Origin of the sequence: Rhodococcus yananensis, from assembly GCF_020515525.1 — a bacterium.
GTDB lineage: Bacteria > Actinomycetota > Actinomycetes > Mycobacteriales > Mycobacteriaceae > Rhodococcus > Rhodococcus yananensis.
This window is the reverse complement of record NZ_JAIYEP010000083.1, coordinates 1-16,745: the sequence shown is the minus strand read 5'-3', so window position 1 is coordinate 16,745 and position 16,745 is coordinate 1. Positions and strand designations below refer to the sequence as shown.

17 protein-coding genes, 1 tRNA gene and 1 pseudogene are annotated in these 16,745 nt (G+C 67.3%); 8 read left to right on the top strand and 11 right to left on the bottom strand.

Features of this window, described 5'->3' with window-relative positions:
* The 4 genes and pseudogenes from LDQ05_RS16700 to sp36 form a co-directional block, all read right to left on the bottom strand.
* Positions 1-107 (bottom strand): annotated as a pseudogene (locus tag LDQ05_RS16700) (galactofuranosyltransferase GlfT1); the annotation flags it as partial.
* 45 nt (positions 108-152) lie between these two features.
* Positions 153-941: an MBL fold metallo-hydrolase gene (locus tag LDQ05_RS16695; protein WP_226438075.1), complete on the bottom strand. Its 789-nt coding sequence runs from the start codon at positions 939-941 to the stop codon at positions 153-155.
* 106 nt (positions 942-1,047) lie between these two features.
* Positions 1,048-1,512: a RidA family protein gene (locus tag LDQ05_RS16690; RefSeq protein WP_226438074.1), complete on the bottom strand. Its 465-nt coding sequence runs from the start codon at positions 1,510-1,512 to the stop codon at positions 1,048-1,050.
* A gap of 3 nt (positions 1,513-1,515) precedes the next feature.
* The gene (gene sp36 / locus LDQ05_RS16685; protein ID WP_226438073.1) at positions 1,516-1,680 is read right to left on the bottom strand and encodes a Sp36 family protein; all 165 of its coding nucleotides are present in this window, start codon (positions 1,678-1,680) and stop codon (positions 1,516-1,518) included.
* Between the two features lie 48 nt (positions 1,681-1,728).
* On the opposite strand from sp36, the gene bagA reads away from it, so the two are divergent.
* Both bagA and bagB read left to right on the top strand, forming a co-directional pair.
* Entirely contained in the window at positions 1,729-2,748 is a 1,020-nt protein-coding gene (gene bagA / locus LDQ05_RS16680; protein WP_372461140.1) for an ATPase BagA, read from the top strand.
* Positions 2,745-3,878 carry an ATPase BagB gene (gene bagB, locus LDQ05_RS16675; protein ID WP_226438071.1) on the top strand — a complete coding sequence of 378 codons (1,134 nt, stop codon included), beginning with the start codon at positions 2,745-2,747 and terminating at the stop codon, positions 3,876-3,878. The genes bagA and bagB overlap by 4 nt, the downstream gene beginning before the upstream one ends.
* Before the next feature lie 56 nt (positions 3,879-3,934).
* On the opposite strand, the gene LDQ05_RS16670 is transcribed toward bagB, so the two are convergent.
* On the bottom strand, positions 3,935-4,264 hold the full coding sequence (locus tag LDQ05_RS16670) for a WhiB family transcriptional regulator (RefSeq protein ID WP_287221286.1): 330 nt from the start codon (positions 4,262-4,264) through the stop codon (positions 3,935-3,937).
* A gap of 278 nt (positions 4,265-4,542) precedes the next feature.
* On the opposite strand from LDQ05_RS16670, the gene LDQ05_RS16665 reads away from it, so the two are divergent.
* A complete protein-coding gene (locus LDQ05_RS16665) occupies positions 4,543-6,996 on the top strand; it encodes a penicillin-binding protein (protein WP_308013263.1) in 2,454 nt (817 codons plus the stop codon).
* Positions 6,997-7,064: 68 nt separating this feature from the next.
* On the opposite strand, the gene LDQ05_RS16660 is transcribed toward LDQ05_RS16665, so the two are convergent.
* Positions 7,065-7,541, bottom strand: coding sequence for a GatB/YqeY domain-containing protein (locus tag LDQ05_RS16660; RefSeq protein WP_226438069.1), 477 nt, complete (start codon positions 7,539-7,541; stop codon positions 7,065-7,067).
* 67 nt (positions 7,542-7,608) lie between these two features.
* Between LDQ05_RS16660 and LDQ05_RS16655 the strand changes: the two genes are divergently transcribed.
* Positions 7,609-8,562 (top strand): metallophosphoesterase, encoded by a 954-nt coding sequence (locus LDQ05_RS16655; RefSeq protein WP_226438068.1) that lies wholly within the window; start codon positions 7,609-7,611, stop codon positions 8,560-8,562.
* A gap of 54 nt (positions 8,563-8,616) precedes the next feature.
* Positions 8,617-8,690: transfer RNA gene (locus tag LDQ05_RS16650), tRNA-Pro, on the top strand.
* A gap of 160 nt (positions 8,691-8,850) precedes the next feature.
* Here LDQ05_RS16650 and LDQ05_RS16645 read toward each other — a convergent pair.
* From LDQ05_RS16645 to LDQ05_RS16625, 5 genes are all read right to left on the bottom strand, one after another.
* On the bottom strand, positions 8,851-11,241 hold the full coding sequence (locus LDQ05_RS16645) for an ATP-binding cassette domain-containing protein (protein ID WP_226438076.1): 2,391 nt from the start codon (positions 11,239-11,241) through the stop codon (positions 8,851-8,853).
* Positions 11,242-11,305: 64 nt separating this feature from the next.
* On the bottom strand, positions 11,306-11,770 hold the full coding sequence (locus LDQ05_RS16640) for a nitroreductase family deazaflavin-dependent oxidoreductase (RefSeq protein ID WP_226438067.1): 465 nt from the start codon (positions 11,768-11,770) through the stop codon (positions 11,306-11,308).
* A 26-nt stretch (positions 11,771-11,796) separates the two neighbouring features.
* Complete coding sequence (locus LDQ05_RS16635) at positions 11,797-12,213, bottom strand: VOC family protein (RefSeq protein ID WP_226438066.1); 417 nt, start codon at positions 12,211-12,213, stop codon at positions 11,797-11,799.
* A 10-nt stretch (positions 12,214-12,223) separates the two neighbouring features.
* Positions 12,224-12,667: a helix-turn-helix transcriptional regulator gene (locus LDQ05_RS16630; protein WP_226438065.1), complete on the bottom strand. Its 444-nt coding sequence runs from the start codon at positions 12,665-12,667 to the stop codon at positions 12,224-12,226.
* Between the two features lie 55 nt (positions 12,668-12,722).
* The gene (locus LDQ05_RS16625; protein ID WP_226438064.1) at positions 12,723-13,730 is read right to left on the bottom strand and encodes a LacI family DNA-binding transcriptional regulator; all 1,008 of its coding nucleotides are present in this window, start codon (positions 13,728-13,730) and stop codon (positions 12,723-12,725) included.
* A 130-nt stretch (positions 13,731-13,860) separates the two neighbouring features.
* On the opposite strand from LDQ05_RS16625, the gene LDQ05_RS16620 reads away from it, so the two are divergent.
* The 3 genes from LDQ05_RS16620 to LDQ05_RS16610 all read left to right on the top strand — a co-directional run bounded on the left by LDQ05_RS16620 (position 13,861) and on the right by LDQ05_RS16610 (position 16,714).
* On the top strand, positions 13,861-15,048 hold the full coding sequence (locus LDQ05_RS16620) for an acyl-CoA dehydrogenase family protein (RefSeq protein WP_226438063.1): 1,188 nt from the start codon (positions 13,861-13,863) through the stop codon (positions 15,046-15,048).
* Complete coding sequence (locus LDQ05_RS16615) at positions 15,045-16,172, top strand: CaiB/BaiF CoA transferase family protein (RefSeq protein ID WP_226438062.1); 1,128 nt, start codon at positions 15,045-15,047, stop codon at positions 16,170-16,172. The genes LDQ05_RS16620 and LDQ05_RS16615 overlap by 4 nt, the downstream gene beginning before the upstream one ends.
* Before the next feature lie 86 nt (positions 16,173-16,258).
* A complete protein-coding gene (locus tag LDQ05_RS16610) occupies positions 16,259-16,714 on the top strand; it encodes a tellurite resistance TerB family protein (protein WP_226438061.1) in 456 nt (151 codons plus the stop codon).
* Positions 16,715-16,745 lie beyond the last annotated feature (31 nt).

Here is a 16,745-nt window from a genome sequence, read left to right as displayed (position 1 = left end):
AACCGGTCGGGTTGCGCGATGTCGCACACCACCGGCGACACCTCCGCCAGACCGTTCCGGCGTGCACAGTCGAGCAGCGTCGCGAGAACCTCGGGGCCCTCGGGACGGGGTGACCGGCCACGATTCGTCCGTGTCGCGGCGCTGCCCCGACGTCAGTCGGTGCGGCGCAGGTAGTCGAGCTGGACGTTGACCGATTTCTCCGCCGCATCCCACAGGGACCGGTCGACGTCGGCGTACACGTGCTCGACGATGCGGCGGGCATCGGCGTCGTGGCCGAGTGTCCTCAACGCAGCACGAACCTGGTCGAGGCGTTCCTCGCGGTGCGTGAGGTAGGCGCGCGCGATCGTTCCGAGGTCGGCCGACTCCGGTCCGTGCCCGGGAAGCACGGTACAGCCGGCGCCCAGATCGAGATATTTCCGCAGGGAACCGAGATAGTCGCCGAGGTCACCATCGGTGTCGTCGAGGACGGTCGTGCCTCGTCCGAGGATCGTGTCGGCAGTGAGAACACTGTTGTCGTTCTCGACGACGAACGACAACGAGTCGGCGGTGTGGCCGGGTGTCGCGAGGACGCGGATGCGCAGTCCGGCCGCCTCGATGATCCGACCGTCCTCCAGCCCGGTTCCGCCTCCGTGGCGGTGACATTCGGTGGCGGCGTGCACCGGGCTCCCGGTGAGTTCTGCGAAGCGCTCACCGCCCTCGGTGTGGTCGAAGTGCCGGTGGCTGATGAGGGTCATCGCGACGGGGACGCGCGCGACGCGCTCGAGGTGTGCCTCGTCCAGGGGGCCGGGATCGACCACGACACATTCGTCGCTGTCGGGGGCGCGCAGAATCCAGGTGTTGGTGCCCTCCAGCGACATCACCGACGGGTTCTCGGCGAGCATCACCGCCGCGAAGGGCGTCACCTGCCGCAGTTGCGCGTACGCGGGGTGGACCAGCGCCATCTCCGGGCCTTCCTGTACGGGAACTCGTGGTCCACACCACTGTAGAACCCTGCCGGATCCGCCCCGGAGCGCCGGCCCACCCACCGGTCGCGTCCCGCGATCGGGGTCAGTTCACCTCGACGATCAATTCGATCTCGACGGGTGCCCCGAGCGGCAGTTCCGCCACACCGACCGCCGATCGGGCGTGGGCTCCGATATCCCCGAAGATCTCGCCGAGCAGTTCCGACGCCCCGTTGATCACCGTGGGCTGGCCGGTGAAACCGTCGGCGGACGCGACGAACCCCACGACCTTCACGATGCTCACGACGTTGTCGATTCCGACGAGTGCGTCGACCGCCGCGAGTGCGTTGAGCGCCGCGACACGCGCGGCGGCCTTCGCGTCCTCCGGTGACACGTCGGCGCCGACCTTGCCGGTGTAGGCGAGGGCGCCGTCGACCATCGGCAGCTGGCCGGAGGTGTAGACGGTGTCGCCCGAACGCATCGCCGGAACGTACGCGGCGACGGGTTTCGCGACGGGAGGCAGTGTGATGCCGAGCTCGCCGAGACGCGCCGTCCAGGTCCGTTCGGTCATCGCTCAGGCCTTCGCGCGCTTGAGGTAGGCGACGTGCTGCTCGCCGGTCGGTCCGGGAAGCACCGTGACGAGTTCCCACCCGTCGGCACCCCAGGTGTCGAGGATCTGCTTGGTCGCGTGCGTGAGCAGGGGCACTGTCGCGTACTCCCACGTTGTGGATTCACTCATGCAGCAGACCCTATCCGCCGTCTTCGTCACCTGACGACTTATAGGCTCATCACTGTGGCGACACCGACATCACATTCCGGCACATGGCCGGCGAAGGCTGCCCGGGCACGCCTGCACTTCGTCTCGGGTAAGGGGGGTACCGGGAAGTCCACCGTCGCAGCAGCGCTCGCGATCGCACTCGCATCGGGTGGGCGGAACGTGCTGCTGGTGGAGACGGAGGGACGGCAGGGCATCGCCCAGCTGTTCGACGTGCCTCCCCTACCGCCCGTCGAGACGAAGATCGCGGCGATCGACGGTGGTGGCGCCGTGCACGCACTCGCCATCGACATCGAAGCGGCTTTCCTCGAGTACCTCGACATGTTCTACAACCTCGGGTTCGCGGGTCGGGCGATGCGTCGCATCGGTGCGATCGAGTTCGCGACGACACTTGCGCCGGGCCTGCGGGACGTCATCCTCACCGGCAAGATCAAGGAGACCGTGGTCCGCACCGACCGTACGGGCAACCGTCTCTACGACGCGGTCGTCGTCGATTCCCCGCCGACCGGCCGCATCGGCAGCTTCCTCGATGTCACGAAGGCGATGGCCGATCTCGCCAAGTCCGGTCCCATCCGGTCGCAGAGCGAGGGAGTCGTCCGGTTGCTGCACTCGGACGAGACCGCAGTGCACCTCGTGACGTTGCTCGAGGCGCTGCCCGTCCAGGAGACCGCCGATGCCGTCGACGAACTCGAGGCGGCCGACCTGCGGATGGGCACGGTGATCGTCAACCGCACCGCACCCGAACACCTCCCCGACGAGATCGTCGACGACGTCGCGGAGGGGCGTGTTCCGGCGGATGTGATCCGCGCCGAGTTCGCCGGCGTGGGTCTGGACCTGTCCGACGACGATTTCGCCGGCCTGCTCACCGAGACCATCGAGCACGCCTCCATCCTGCAGGCGCAGCAGGTCAGCGCCGCCCAACTCGACGACGTGAAGGTGCCGCGTATGTCTCTCCCCTCACTGGCCGACGGAGTCGACCTCGGTGGCCTGTACGAACTCGCCGATGCCCTCACCGAGCAGGGCGTCCGATGACCGAGCGGACGCGGACCACACCGCTGCTCGATATCGCCGCGATCCTCGACGACCCGACGACCCGGGTGATCGTGTGCTGCGGCTCCGGTGGTGTCGGGAAGACCACGACCGCGGCGTCGCTGGCCCTGCGCGCCGCCGAACGGGGCAGGAAGGTCGTGGTGCTCACCATCGACCCCGCCCGCCGGCTCGCCCAGGCGCTGGGTGTCGAGAGCCTCGACAACTCACCGCAACGAGTGCCTCTCGCACCCGATTCCCCGGGCGAACTGCACGCGATGATGCTCAACATGCGGCGCACCTTCGACGACATGGTGCTCGAACACTCGACGCCCGAGAAGGCCCGGCAGATCCTGGACAACCCCTTCTATCAGACCGTCGCCTCGTCGTTCTCCGGGACACAGGAGTACATGGCGATGGAGAAACTCGGGCAGCTCGCCGCGTCGGACACCTGGGATCTCATCGTCGTCGACACCCCGCCGTCGCGGAACGCACTCGACTTCCTCGATGCCCCCCAACGACTCGGCGCGTTCCTCGACGGTCGCATGATCCGGATCTTCACCGCACCGGGACGCGGTTTCGGCCGGCTGGTGACGGGCGCGATGGGCCTGGCACTCAAAGCTGTGTCGACGATAGTCGGGAGCCAGATGCTGTCGGACGCATCCGCTTTCGTGCAATCGTTGGATTCGATGTTCGGGGGCTTCCGGGAGCGCGCGAACCGCACGTACCGTCTGCTGCAGCAACCGGGAACACACTTCATGGTGGTGGCCGCGCCGGAGCCGGACGCGTTGCGCGAGGCATCGTTCTTCGTCGAGCGGTTGAGCGCGGACAGCATGCCGTTGGCCGGGTTGATTCTCAACCGCACACATCCGACGTTGTCGACCCTGCCGTCCGATCACGCCCTGACAGCCGCCGATCAACTCGCGGAGAAGGGTCCCGCCTCCGCCGCTGCGGAGGCGGTCCTACGCATCCACGCCCACCGCGCGGTGACGGCCAAGCGTGAGCTGCGCCTGCTTCGGGGGTTCACCGCGGTGAACCCCCGGGTGCCGGTCGTCGGCGTGCCGTCCCTCCCGTTCGAGGTCTCGGACCTCGACGCGCTGCGGGCGGTCGCCGATCAGCTGACCCGCGAGGCCTGACGACTTCCGGCACCTTCCCCGACGCCGATGTCAGGCCTTGCGGATCACCGCACCTGTCAGCCCGCGTGCTGGTGCTGACGCTGGCGCTGGGCCTCGAAGAAGTCCGCCCAGGATTCCACTTCGGGGTGCTGCTTGAGGAGTGCACGGCGCTGACGCTCCGTCATGCCTCCCCACACACCGAACTCGACGCGGTTGTCGAGAGCGTCGGCTCCGCACTGCATCATCACGGGGCAGTGCCGGCAGATCACCGCAGCCTTCCGCTGGGCGGCGCCGCGTACGAACAATTCATCGGGGTCTACTTCTCGGCATCGCGCCTTCGATACCCAGGCGATGCGTGCTTCTGCTTCGTCAACGTCGAGTCTGGTGGCCGGGGTGGTCATGTGCATTCAGTTCCCCTTTGCTCTCCGAACGCCGGTTCCCGGCGTTCCGGAGGTCACACAGAACATGCACCTAGCATGAAAATTTCTGCGCGACTTCCATGTCGAGGTGTTACCTGCATCACACTGCTGTCTCAATCTAGGTAAAGTGATGCCCCGGCGCAAGGCGAACGAAACCTTTTCTGGTACGGCCGTGCATAGCTGCACGTCACGGCGCTGATCCACTCCTCGAGGCGGTTACCGGGCCGGCGGCAACGTAGGGTGTACGCGTGTCGATCCGAAGTACGGTGGCGAAGCTCGCAGGTTGCACGGCACTCGGCGGAGTCCTGCTGGCGGGAATGCTCTTTCCTGCCGCAGGCGGGTTCGGGTACGTCTCCAACCGCGCGGCGGACACCGTGGACAACAGTTCCGCCGAGCTCGTCGAAGGTGTCGTCCCGGCGGTCACGACGATGGTCGATGCCGCAGGCAATCCCATCGCGTGGCTGTACGAGCAGCGCCGATTCGAGGTGCCCAGCGACCAGATCTCGAACGAGATGAAGCTGGCGATCGTCTCGATCGAGGACAAACGCTTCCCCGAACACCGGGGCGTGGACTGGCAGGGCACACTCCGTGCGTTCCTGACCAACACCACCAGCGGGCAGGTCGAACAGGGTGCGTCCACGATCGACCAGCAGTACGTGAAGAACTACCTGCTGCACGTCGTCGCGAAGACCGACGCCGAGCGACGCGCCGCGATCGAGACCACACCCGCGCGCAAGATCCGGGAGATCCGGATGGCGTTGACACTCGACGAACAGCTCACCAAGGACGAGATCCTCACCCGGTATCTGAACCTGGTTCCGTTCGGCAACGGATCGTTCGGCATCCAGGACGCCGCCCAGACCTACTTCGGCATCGACGCGCAGGACCTGAACATCCCGCAGTCCGCGATGCTCGCCGGAATGGTGCAGTCGAGTTCCGCGCTCAACCCGTACACGAATCCCGACGGGGTCCTCGCCCGCCGCAACGTCGTACTCGACACCATGATCGAGAACATCCCCGAACGCGCGGACGAGATCCGGGCCGCCAAGGAGCAACCGCTCGGGGTGCTGCCCGAACCGAACCTCCTCCCGCGCGGCTGCATCGCCGCGGGAGACCGCGGGTTCTTCTGCGACTACGCGCTGCAGTACCTCGCGAATTCGGGATTGTCGCGCGAACAGATCGACAGGGGCGGCTACCTGATCAAGACGACCCTCGACCCGGAGGTCCAGGCCTCGGTCAAACGGTCCCTCGACGCCAACACCAGTCCGACGGTCGACGATGTCGCCACCGTCATGAACATCATCGCGCCGGGCGAGGACTCCCACCGCGTGCTCGCGATGGGGTCGAGTCGCGTCTACGGTCTCGACGGCGACGCCAACGAAACCGTGCAACCCCAGCCGTACTCCCTGGCCGGACACGGCGCCGGATCGATCTTCAAGATCTTCACGGTGGCCGCGGCGATGGAGAAGGGGCTCGGCACCAGCGCCGTCCTCGACGTACCGAGCCGCTACAACGCACAGAACCTGGGCGACGGTGGTGCCGCCGGCTGCCCCCCGAACTACTACTGCGTCGAGAACGCGGGCTCGTATCCACCGGCGCTGTCGGTGAGCGACGCGCTCGCACAGTCGCCGAACACCGCGTTCGTCAAGCTCATCGAGGCGACCGGGGTCGATCCGGTCGTCGACATGTCCGTTCGGCTGGGTCTGCGCTCCTACCTCAATCCCCGTTCCTCGGGGTTCGGCGACCAGTCGATGGCCGACATGCAGAAGGCGCAGCATCTCGGGTCGTTCACCCTCGGCCCCACCTGGGTCAACCCCCTGGAACTGTCGAACGTCGCAGCGACACTCGCCTCGCACGGCAAGTGGTGCCCGCCGAGCCCCATCGACTCGGTGTTCGACCGCGACGGGAAGCCGGTTCCGATCACGCAGCAGGCCTGCGAGCAGGTGGTCGAACCCGGCCTCGCCGACACCCTCGCGAACGCACTGAGCAAGGACGTGCACGCCGGGGGTACCGCGTCGGGTGCGGCGGGCAGCACCGGATGGAACCTGCCGGTGTCCGCGAAGACGGGAACCACCGAGTCGCACATGTCATCGGCGTTCCTCGGATTCACCAACCGGTACGCCGGGGCCGTGTACACCTACGGTGACTCACCCACCCCGGGCCAGATCTGCGCCTACCCCACCCGCCCCTGCTACGACGGCAACCTCTTCGGTGGCACCACCCCGGCACTGACCTGGTTCGGTGCGATGACCCCGATCGCCACGAAGTTCGGGCCGATCGAACTGCCGCCGGTCGACCAGACGTACGTCCGGGGCGCCGGCAACGCGCAGGTCCCCGACGTCACCGGGCTTACCGCGGAACGGGCCCGGTCACGGCTGGAGGGCGCAGGATTCGCGGTGTCCGAGACCACGATCCAGGACGAAGCCAAGGCGGGCACGGTCACCCGCAGCTCACCGTCCGGTTCGGCGGTGCCGGGCTCCACGGTGACGATCTACATCAGCGACGGATCGATCCGCGTCGCGCCGACGACGAGCGCCACCCCTGCCCGTCCGAGCGGCAGCGAAGTGCCGGACACCGCGGCACCGGGAGCACCGTCCGCGCCCGCACCGGCGCCTCCCGCCGAACGCGACGAGCCCGCACAGTCCGAATCGTCCGATCCGGACGAGTCGTCGGCGACCACCACCCCGGCACGACCGTCGGAGTCGGAACCGGACAACTGACCCGGATCGAACAGCGGTGGGTCGCGTGTCCTCGACACGTGACCCACCGCTGGTTCGGGACCGGGGATCTACAGGCGCGACCGCACGGCTGCGGACAATCGCTTGCCGTCGGCCTTGCCCGCGGCGATCGCGGTCGCGACCTTCATGACCTGCCCCATGTTCTTCGGTCCGGGCCGCGCGCCCAGCTCGTCGGCGACCCGTCCGATGGCGGTGTCGACGACATCGACCAGTTCCGCATCGGTGAGCGGGGTGGGCAGGTACTCGTCGATGATCCGGGCCTCGGCGTGTTCCTTCGCCGCGAGCTCCCCGCGGCCGTTCTCGGTGTAGACCTCGGCGGCCTCACCGCGTTTCTTCGATTCGCGGGCGAGGACCTTGACGACCTCGTCGTCGGAGAGTTCGCGGGCTTCCTTTCCCGCGACCTCCTCGGTCTTGATCGCCGCGAGCATCATGCGCAGCGTGGACGTGCGCAATTGATCCTTGTCCTTCATCGCCGATCGCAGGTCGGCGCGCAACGTCGCCTCGAGTGAGGAAGTGGTGTCCGTCATGCGCCGAACGCTACGCCGCCGCACGCGAACCACGTGCACCGAAGCGTCACGGCGGTACGCTGGATGGGTGCCTGAACTCTCCGCCCTCACACGCGTCGCCGCTGGTTCCGTCGGCGCTGCCGCCCTCGGCCTGGGGTACGCCACCCTGATCGAACGCAACGCCTTCACCCTCCGTGAGGTCACCGTTCCGGTCCTGGCACAGGGGGCGTCGTCGCTGCGTGTCCTGCAGATCAGCGACCTGCACATGATGCCCGCCCAGAAACGCAAACAGAACTGGCTGCGGGATCTCGACGCACTCGACCCCGATCTCGTCGTCAACACCGGCGACAACCTGTCGCACCCGAAGTCCGTGCCGGCGGTCGTGCAGGCGCTCGGTGGGCTCCTCGCTCGCCCCGGGTTGTTCGTGTTCGGCAGCAACGACTACTTCGCCCCGGTCCCGAAGAACCCGTTCCGATACTTCGATCGGGATCACGACCGCGTGTACGGGCATCCCCTGCCGTGGGGCGACCTGCGCGCCGCCTTCAGCGAACGAGGCTGGCACGACATGACGCACGTGCGCCGCGACATCGAGGTCGGCGGTGTCCGCATCGCCGTCGCCGGTGTCGACGATCCGCACCTCGAACGAGACCGGTACGACACGATCGCCGGCCCCGCCGACCGCAGCGCCGACCTGAGGTTGGGTCTGACTCACTCCCCCGAACCTCACGTACTCGACCGGTTCGCCGACGACGGCTACGACCTGGTTCTCGCCGGGCACACGCACGGCGGACAGCTGTGCCTGCCGTTCTACGGTGCCCTGGTGACCAACTGCGGCATCGACCGGTCGCGGGTGAAGGGCCCGTCGCGGTGGGGTGCGCACATGCAGCTGCACGTCTCCGCCGGACTCGGTACGTCCCCGTTCGCACCGGCCCGGTTCTGCTGCCGCCCCGAGGCCACCCTGCTGACCCTCGTGCCGGCTCCGCTCGACGGGAACCGACGCGCTGCCGGCACCCCCGCACACAGCGCCGGATACACCCGCTGACCTGCCGATTTAATCTTCGGAGCGGTCGTGCTGTAAGCTATGCGAGGTTCATGACGGGGTGTGGCGCAGCTTGGTAGCGCGCTTCGTTCGGGACGAAGAGGTCGTGGGTTCGAATCCCGCCACCCCGACAGTGATGAAGCAGGTCGAAGGCCCTTTCCGCGGTGCGGGAAGGGCCTTCGACGTTCCCGGTCCGCCCCACACCGCACAACTGCGCCGAATGGTCATAGGTGCAGGAAATTTCCCGCACCTATGACCAGTTCGCGTTGCTACGGCGCGGAAACACGGTGGTCAAGCACCCACATACTCGGCGAGGTGTTGTCCGGTGAGGGTCGAACGGTCCGCAACGAGTTCGGCCGGGGTGCCTTCGAAGACGATCCGTCCACCGTCGTGACCGGCGCCCGGGCCGATGTCGACGATCCGGTCCGCATGCGCCATCACGGCCTGGTGGTGCTCGATGACGATCACGGATCTACCCGAGTCGACGAGTCGGTCGAGCAGCGCGAGCAGATTCTCGACGTCCGCGAGATGCAGCCCGGTGGTGGGTTCGTCGAGGACGTAGACGTCGCCCTTCTCCCCCATGCGCGTGGCGAGCTTGAGCCGCTGCCGTTCACCACCGGACAGGGTGGTGAGCGGCTGACCGATCTTGAGGTAGCCGAGGCCCACGTCGACGAGCCGGACCAGGATCTTGTGCGCCGCCGGGATCTTCGCATCACTCGATCCGAAGAACTCCTCCGCTTCGGCCACCGACATCTGCAGAACCTCGCTGATGTCGCGACCACCGAGGGTGTATTCGAGGACCGCCGCCTGGAAGCGCTTGCCCTCGCACACCTCGCAGGGGATCGCGACACCCGCCATGATCGCCAGGTCCGAGTAGACGACACCCGCACCGTTGCAGTTCGGGCAGGCTCCCTCGGAGTTCGCGCTGAACAACGCGGGTTTGACACCGTTGGCCTTGGCGAACGCCTTGCGAATCGGGTCCAGCAGCCCCGTGTAGGTGGCGGGGTTGCTGCGTCGCGATCCCTTGATGGCGCCCTGGTCGATGGTCACGACCCCGCTGCGACGCGACACCGACCCGTCGACCAGTGAACTCTTGCCCGAGCCGGCGACACCCGTGATCACAGTGAGGACACCCAGCGGGATGTCGACGTCGACGGACTGCAGGTTGTGGGTGTCCGCACCGCGCACCTCGAGTGCCCCGGTGGGTGTCCGCACCGTCGACTTCACCGAGGCGCGGTCGTCGAGATGCTTGCCCGTGAGCGTTCCGCTGGCGCGAAGACCGTCGACGGTGCCCTCGAACGTCACGGTTCCGCCCTCGCTGCCGGCACGCGGACCGAGGTCCACGACGTGATCGGCGATCGCGATCACCTCCGGTTTGTGTTCGACCACGAGCACGGTGTTGCCCTTGTCGCGCAGTTGCAGCAGCAGGTCGTTCATCCGCCGGATGTCGTGCGGATGCAGACCGATCGTCGGTTCGTCGAAGACGTAGGTGACGTCGGTCAGGGACGAGCCGAGATGCCGGATCAGCTTGGTACGCTGCGCTTCCCCACCGGACAAGGTGCCTGCGGGTCGATCGAGGGACAGGTAGCCGAGACCGATGTCGACGAACGAATCGAGAGTTTGCCGCAGATTCTCGAGCAGCGGCGCGACCGACGGCTCGTCGAGCCCGCGCACCCAGTCGGCGAGATCGCTGATCTGCATGGAGCAGGCGTCGGCGATGCTGATACCGGCGATCTTCGACGACCGGGCCAGTTCGGTGAGCCGGGTACCGTCGCACTCGGGGCAGGTGGAGAACGTGATCGCGCGGTCCACGAACGCACGGATGTGCGGCTGCATGGCTTCGCGGTCCTTGGCCAGGAACGACTTCTGGATCTTCGGGATCAGCCCCTCGAAGGTGACGTTGACTCCCTCGACCTTGATTCGCGTCGGCTCCTTGTAGAGCAGGTCGTTCATCTGCTTCTTCGTGAACTCGGAGATGGGTTTGTCGGGGTCGAAGAATCCGCACCCGCGGTAGATCCTGCCGTACCAGCCGTCCATCGAGTAACCCGGGATGGTCAGCGCCCCCTCGTTCAGGGATCTGCTGTCGTCGAACAGCGCGCTGAGATCGAAATCGCTGACACTGCCGCGTCCCTCGCATCGCGGGCACATTCCACCGATGAGACTGAAACTGCGCCTTTCCTTGATGGTCCGGCCGGCCTTCTCGACGGTGACCGCCCCCGCTCCGCTGATGGAGGCCACGTTGAACGAGAACGCCTGCGCCGATCCGATGTGCGGGTCGCCGAGTCGACTGAACAGGATGCGCAGCATCGCGTTGACGTCCGTCGCGGTGCCGACGGTGGAGCGGGGATTGGCTCCCATCCGCTCCTGATCGACGATGATCGCGGTGGTCAGGCCGTCGAGCACGTCGACGTCGGGGCGCGCCAGGGTCGGCATGAATCCCTGCACGAACGTGCTGTACGTCTCGTTGATCATCCGCTGCGACTCGGCGGCGATCGTGCCGAAGACCAGCGAGCTCTTACCGGATCCCGACACACCGGTGAACACGGTGAGTCGACGCTTGGGGATCTCGACGTCGACGTCGCGGAGGTTGTTCACCCGCGCGCCGCACACGCGGATGCGGTCGTGACTGTCTGCCGCGTGAATTCCGGGTGGGTTCTTCGTCGTCCCTGCGGACGTCGCCATCTCGTCTCCGTTTCCTGTGGTCATACCCGGTCGGTGGTACCCGGTCCCCGACTGTGCCACGAACTCACTGCGGGGTGAGTCGGATCAACGGGTACTCGCGGGTGGCCTTCTTCTGATACTTGGCGATACGCGGCTGTTCCGTCGCGAGCCGTTGCCAGGCCCGCTCGCGGTCGGGGCCGTGCAGTTCCTCCGCGGCCGCCGGCACACGGGGTTGCCCCGGCAGTTCGATCGCGACCTCACCGGGCCGCGCCGTCAGATTGGCGTGCCAGTCCGGGTTCCGTTCGCCTCCACCGGATGCGACGACGAGCAGAGAGCCGTCGGGCTCTTCGAGGTGCATCAGCGGGGTTTCGCGTGGGGCACCGCTGCGCCGGCCGGTGGTGTGGAGGATGAGCAGGTCCATGCCCATCGACCGGCCCCGCCCCTTGCGGATCCTGCGGTTGGCGCGGGCGTTGGCGGTGTGCTGCATCCATCGGGAGAAGGCTCCCGGACCACCGGGTGTGCGGGGTGCCGTCGAATCATCACGTGCCATGACGAATCCTCCTGTGTCGCCGCGCGCTATGCGCGGGGGACTTCGTTGATACGGATCAGGTTCCCGGAGGGGTCACGGAAGGCGCAGTCACGCACCCCGTAGTCCTGGTCCATCGGTTCCTGGAGTACCTCGGCGCCGCTCGCCTCGAGCTTCGCGAACAGTCCGTCGAGGTCGTCCGTCGCGAGGGTCAGCGCGCCGTAGTTTCCCTTCGCCATCAGTTCGAGGACGGTGTTCCGCTCGTCGTCGCTGATGGTGGGGTCGGCGGCCGGCGGATTGAGGACGATGGAGGTTCCCGGCTGGTTGGGCGGCCCGACGGTGATCCACCGCATGTTCTCGTAGCCGACGTCCTTGCGGACCTCGAACCCGAGGGTGTCGCGGTAGAAGGCCAGCGAGGCCTCCGGATCGGTGTGGGGGAGGAAGGTGTAGTGAATGCTGATGTCCATGCCCGTAACGCTAGTTTCGAACGGGGAGCACCGCTTCTCGATTCCTGATCGGTCTGGTGATCTGCTTCGAGATGCACGCCGGAAGCCCCGCCGGTGCATCGGAGGCGCGATCCCGGTAGACGCTCGGCGGCATGCCCACGAGTTCGGTGAAGCGGGTACTGAACGTCCCCAATGACGAGCATCCGACCTCGAAGCACACATCGGTGACGCTGAGATCGCCGCGGCGCAGCAGGGTCATCGCTCGCTCGATCCGCCGCGTCATCAGGTACTGGTACGGCGATTCGCCGTATTCGGCCCTGAACCGTCGGCTCAGGTGGCCGGACGACATCGCGACACCGCGCGCGAGCGCTTCGACGTCGAGCGGTTGCGCGTACTCGCGATCGATCCGGTCCTTGACACGACGCAGCAGTGTGAGTTCGCGTAGGCGTTGCGCATCGGCGGACAGGCTGTTCACCCCCACGATCGTGCCGGGCGACGACGGGCGTGTCCAGGGATCGCGCCGGGTGGAGTCACGTGGAGTTCCGGACGACGAGTTCGACGGGCAACCGGTTCGATTCGACGTCGTGGCCGTGCACGAGTTCGAGGAGGCTGCGGACGGCGGTGGCACCGATGTCGTGCGCAGGCGAACGCACGGTGGTCAACGGCACGGGCAACTGCGCGACGACGGGAATGTCGTTGTATCCCACGACAGCGAGGTCTTCCGGGATTCGCAGGCCCAGATCGCGCGCAACACCGAGTACACCGATCGCAACCGTGTCGCTGACCGCGAACACGGCGGTGGGGCGTGGTTCCCGGCCGAGGAGGATCCGCGCGGCGTCGACGCCTCCGTCGACGTCGAATCGCGACGGCACGATCCGGTCGGGTGTCAGCACGACCGAGGCGGCCGCGAGGGTGTCCACGAATCCGTCCCGCCGGTCCCGTGCGGTGCTGGCATGGCCGGGTCCGGCGATGATCGCGATTCGTCGGTGGCCGCGGTCCAGGAGGTGTTGTGCCGCGAGCGAGCCACCGTGGTAGTCGTCGCCGACGACGAACGGTAGCCCCGCATCGGCGTGACGGGTGACCGTCAGCAGCGGGAGCGGTCCGAGCCCGAGAGAGTCGACGAACGGACCGCCGGGTAGGTGGAGACTGCTCAGGAGGAGTCCGTCCACCTGCCGCCCGACGAGTAGATCGATCGCCCGCCGCTGCGCATCGAGGTCGTCGGGTGGGCTCGACAACAGCACCGAGAAGCCCGCCTTCGTTGCGGCCTCCTCGATGCCCTGGTAGGTGGTGGCGACGACACCGTCGGTGAGGCGCGGCATCACGACACCGAGGGTCGTCGTCTTGCGGGTGCGCAGGCTCGCGGCCCACAGATTGGGCCGGTAGCCGAGTTCGGCGGCGACCTCCCGCACGCGCCGCGCCGAGTCGGACCAACCGTCGACCGGTTCGGGCTGGCGGAGCACCCGTGATGCCGTCGACACGTGCACGCCGGCACGCTCGGCGATCTCCTTGAGCGTCGGCGCGCGGTCGGGGCGGCTCATACGGATTCTCCTGAGTGTGTTGACGAAGCTGCGGGGCACCCCTAGCCTAGGACATGCAATCGTTCTCGCAATCGTTCTTGCAATCGATCGCGCGAACGATACTCATCCACTCTCGCGTTCGGAGACGCACATGTCGAAACCCCAGTCGCTCACCCAGCTCTTCGCCCTCGACGGCCTGCTCGAGCCCGAGGAGATCGCGATCCGCGACACCGTCCGCAGGTTCGGGCACGATCGCATCCGCCCGCACGTCGCCCGGTGGTTCGAGGAGGCGAAGCTCCCCGCCCGCGAACTCGCGAAGGAACTCGGCGGGCTCGGTGTGCTCGGCATGCACCTCGAGGGCTACGGCTGCGCCGGCATGAGCGCCACCTCGTACGGCCTCGCATGCCTGGAACTCGAGGCCGTCGACTCGGGTATCCGCAGCCTCGTCTCCGTGCAGGGCTCCCTCGCGATGTTCTCCATCCACCACTGGGGCAGTGAAGAACAGAAGCAGCAATGGCTGCCGCGGATGGCCGCCGGCGAGGCCATCGGCTGCTTCGGACTCACCGAACCCGACTTCGGTTCCAACCCCGCCGGCATGCGCACCAACGCGAAACGCGACGGCGACGACTGGATCCTCGACGGCACGAAGATGTGGATCACCAACGGATCCATCGCCGACGTCGCCGTCGTCTGGGCGCGGACGGACCTCGACGACGGCGCCGCGGGCATCCGAGGATTCGTCGTCCCCACCGACACCCCGGGCTTCTCCGCACCCGAGATCCACTCGAAGCTGTCACTGCGTGCTTCGGTGACCTCCGAACTCGTGCTCGACGGGGTGCGTCTGCCCGCATCGGCGATGCTGCCGAAGGCGCACGGCCTGCGCGGACCGCTCACCGCCCTCGGTGAAGCCCGCTTCGGCATCGTGTTCGGTGCGATCGGCGCGGCACGCGACTGCCTCGAGACGGCGGTCGAGTACGCACGCAGCCGTGAGGTGTTCGACAAGCCGCTCGCCGGATACCAGCTCACCCAGGCGAAGATCGCCGACATGGCCCTAGAGGTCGGCAAGGGCCATCTGCTGGCCTACCACCTCGGCCGCCTCAAAGATCGCGGCGAGATCACCCCGGAGCAGGTCAGTCTCGGCAAGCTCAACAACGTGCGCGAGGCCATCGCCGTCGCCCGCGAGTGCCGCACGATCCTCGGCGCGAACGGGATCACCCTCGAATACCCGGTCATCCGCCATGCCAACAACCTCGAATCGGTGCTCACCTACGAGGGCACGTCCGAGGTGCATCAGCTCACCATCGGCAAGGCCCTCACCGGTGAAGCCGCGTTCCGATGAGCACAGAGGTCTCCACACCCGGCGCGCTGGACGGGCTCGTGATCGCCGACTTCGGGCGAGTTCTCGCCGGACCGTACGCCACGATGCTCCTCGCCGACCTCGGTGCCGAGGTCGTCAAGGTGGAGCGGCCCGGTGTCGGAGACGACACCCGGAGTTGGGGTCCGCCCTGGGTAGGTGACGAGTCGTCGTACTTCCTCGGCGTCAACCGCAACAAGCGATCGACCGTCCTCGACCTGGCCTCCCCCGACGGGCTCGGGCAGGCCCGCGCACTCGCCGCCCGCGCCGACGTGGTGGTCGAGAACTTCCTGCCCGGCACGATGGATCGGCTCGGACTCGGCTACGGGCAGGTCCGCGATCTGAACCCCGACATCGTGTACTGCTCGATCACCGGGTTCGGTGGGCACAACGACCTGCCCGGCTACGACCTGCTGATCCAGGCGGTCGGGGGGCTGATGAGCGTCACCGGACCCGAGGCCGGCACCCCCACGAAGGTGGGGGTGGCGGTCGTCGACGTCATCACCGGCATGCACGCGGCCCTCGGGATCCTCGCGGCGTTGCGACACCGCGACCGCACCGGTGAGGGCCAGCGAGTCGAGGTGAACCTGCTCTCGTCGCTGTTGTCGGCGCTGACGAACCAGGCGTCCGCATACGTCACCGCCGGTGTGGTGCCCCACGCGATGGGCAATCGGCATCCCAGTATCGCGCCGTACGAGCTGTTCTCGACCGCCGACCGCCCCCTCGTCCTGGCCGTCGGCAACAACCGCCAGTTCGCGTCGCTCTGCGAGGTTCTCGGACTGGGCGAACTGCCGCACGACGAGCGATTCGCGACGAACACCGCCCGCGTCACCCATCGGGACGAACTCGTGAAGCTGCTCGAGGCGTCGTTGGAGACGAACACCGCAGACGCCTGGTTCGACGCGCTGACCGCGGTGCGGGTTCCCTGCGGCCCGCTCAACGACCTGTCGGATGCGGTGGCCCTCGCCGAACGACTCGGCCTCGCGCCGGTGGTCGAGATCGACGATGCTCGGCGCGACACACCGACCCGGCACATCGCCAACCCCATCCGACTCGGCGCGACACCCCCGTCGTACCGGGCGTCGCCACCGCGACTCGGGGAGGGTTGAACCCCTCGACACACGCCCCGACCTGCAACTGTTCGGGTCGATGGCATCGTGGACAGCGCACATGCACACCGACACGAAGGGCCACCATGGCGTTCTGGGATCAGCTCAAGGCGAAGACCACCGAGATGAGCACACAGCTCAAGACCAAGGCGGACCAGTTCCGGAACAAGGAATTCGCCAACGCCAGCATGGCGATGTGCGCCCTGATCGCAGCCGCCGACGGCAGCATCGACCCGAGCGAACGACAGAAGACCGCAGCGTTGATCATGAGCAACGACACCCTGGCCGTCTTCCCGAAGGACGAACTCCGTGAGAAGTTCGACTGGTACTGCAGCAAGCTCGAATCCGATTTCGATTTCGGCAAGGTCGAGGCCATCGCGACCATCGCCAAGTTGAAGTCGAAGCAGGATCAGGCTCGCGCGGTGATCCAGATCGGCATCATCATCGGCGGCGCCGACGGCCACTTCGACGATCACGAGAAGGCGGCGGTGCGCGGAGCCGCGCACGCGGTGGGAATCGACCCGGCGGAGTTCGAGCTCTGACCGCAGCGGAACCGGGCGGGGCCGCGCACGC

Bases quoted from the DNA above. Each gene is read 5' to 3' on its own strand.
- LDQ05_RS16695 (WP_226438075.1), bottom strand. From the start codon at position 941: ATGGCGCTGGTCCACCCCGCGTACGCGCAACTGCGGCAGGTGACGCCC.
- LDQ05_RS16690 (WP_226438074.1), bottom strand. From the start codon at position 1,512: ATGACCGAACGGACCTGGACGGCGCGTCTCGGCGAGCTCGGCATCACA.
- sp36 (WP_226438073.1), bottom strand. From the start codon at position 1,680: ATGAGTGAATCCACAACGTGGGAGTACGCGACAGTGCCCCTGCTCACG.
- bagB (WP_226438071.1), top strand. From the start codon at position 2,745: ATGACCGAGCGGACGCGGACCACACCGCTGCTCGATATCGCCGCGATC.
- LDQ05_RS16670 (WP_287221286.1), bottom strand. From the start codon at position 4,264: ATGCACATGACCACCCCGGCCACCAGACTCGACGTTGACGAAGCAGAA.
- LDQ05_RS16660 (WP_226438069.1), bottom strand. From the start codon at position 7,541: ATGACGGACACCACTTCCTCACTCGAGGCGACGTTGCGCGCCGACCTG.
- LDQ05_RS16645 (WP_226438076.1), bottom strand. From the start codon at position 11,241: ATGGCGACGTCCGCAGGGACGACGAAGAACCCACCCGGAATTCACGCG.
- LDQ05_RS16640 (WP_226438067.1), bottom strand. From the start codon at position 11,770: ATGGCACGTGATGATTCGACGGCACCCCGCACACCCGGTGGTCCGGGA.
- LDQ05_RS16635 (WP_226438066.1), bottom strand. From the start codon at position 12,213: ATGGACATCAGCATTCACTACACCTTCCTCCCCCACACCGATCCGGAG.
- LDQ05_RS16625 (WP_226438064.1), bottom strand. From the start codon at position 13,730: ATGAGCCGCCCCGACCGCGCGCCGACGCTCAAGGAGATCGCCGAGCGT.
- LDQ05_RS16620 (WP_226438063.1), top strand. From the start codon at position 13,861: ATGTCGAAACCCCAGTCGCTCACCCAGCTCTTCGCCCTCGACGGCCTG.
- LDQ05_RS16615 (WP_226438062.1), top strand. From the start codon at position 15,045: ATGAGCACAGAGGTCTCCACACCCGGCGCGCTGGACGGGCTCGTGATC.
- LDQ05_RS16610 (WP_226438061.1), top strand. From the start codon at position 16,259: ATGGCGTTCTGGGATCAGCTCAAGGCGAAGACCACCGAGATGAGCACA.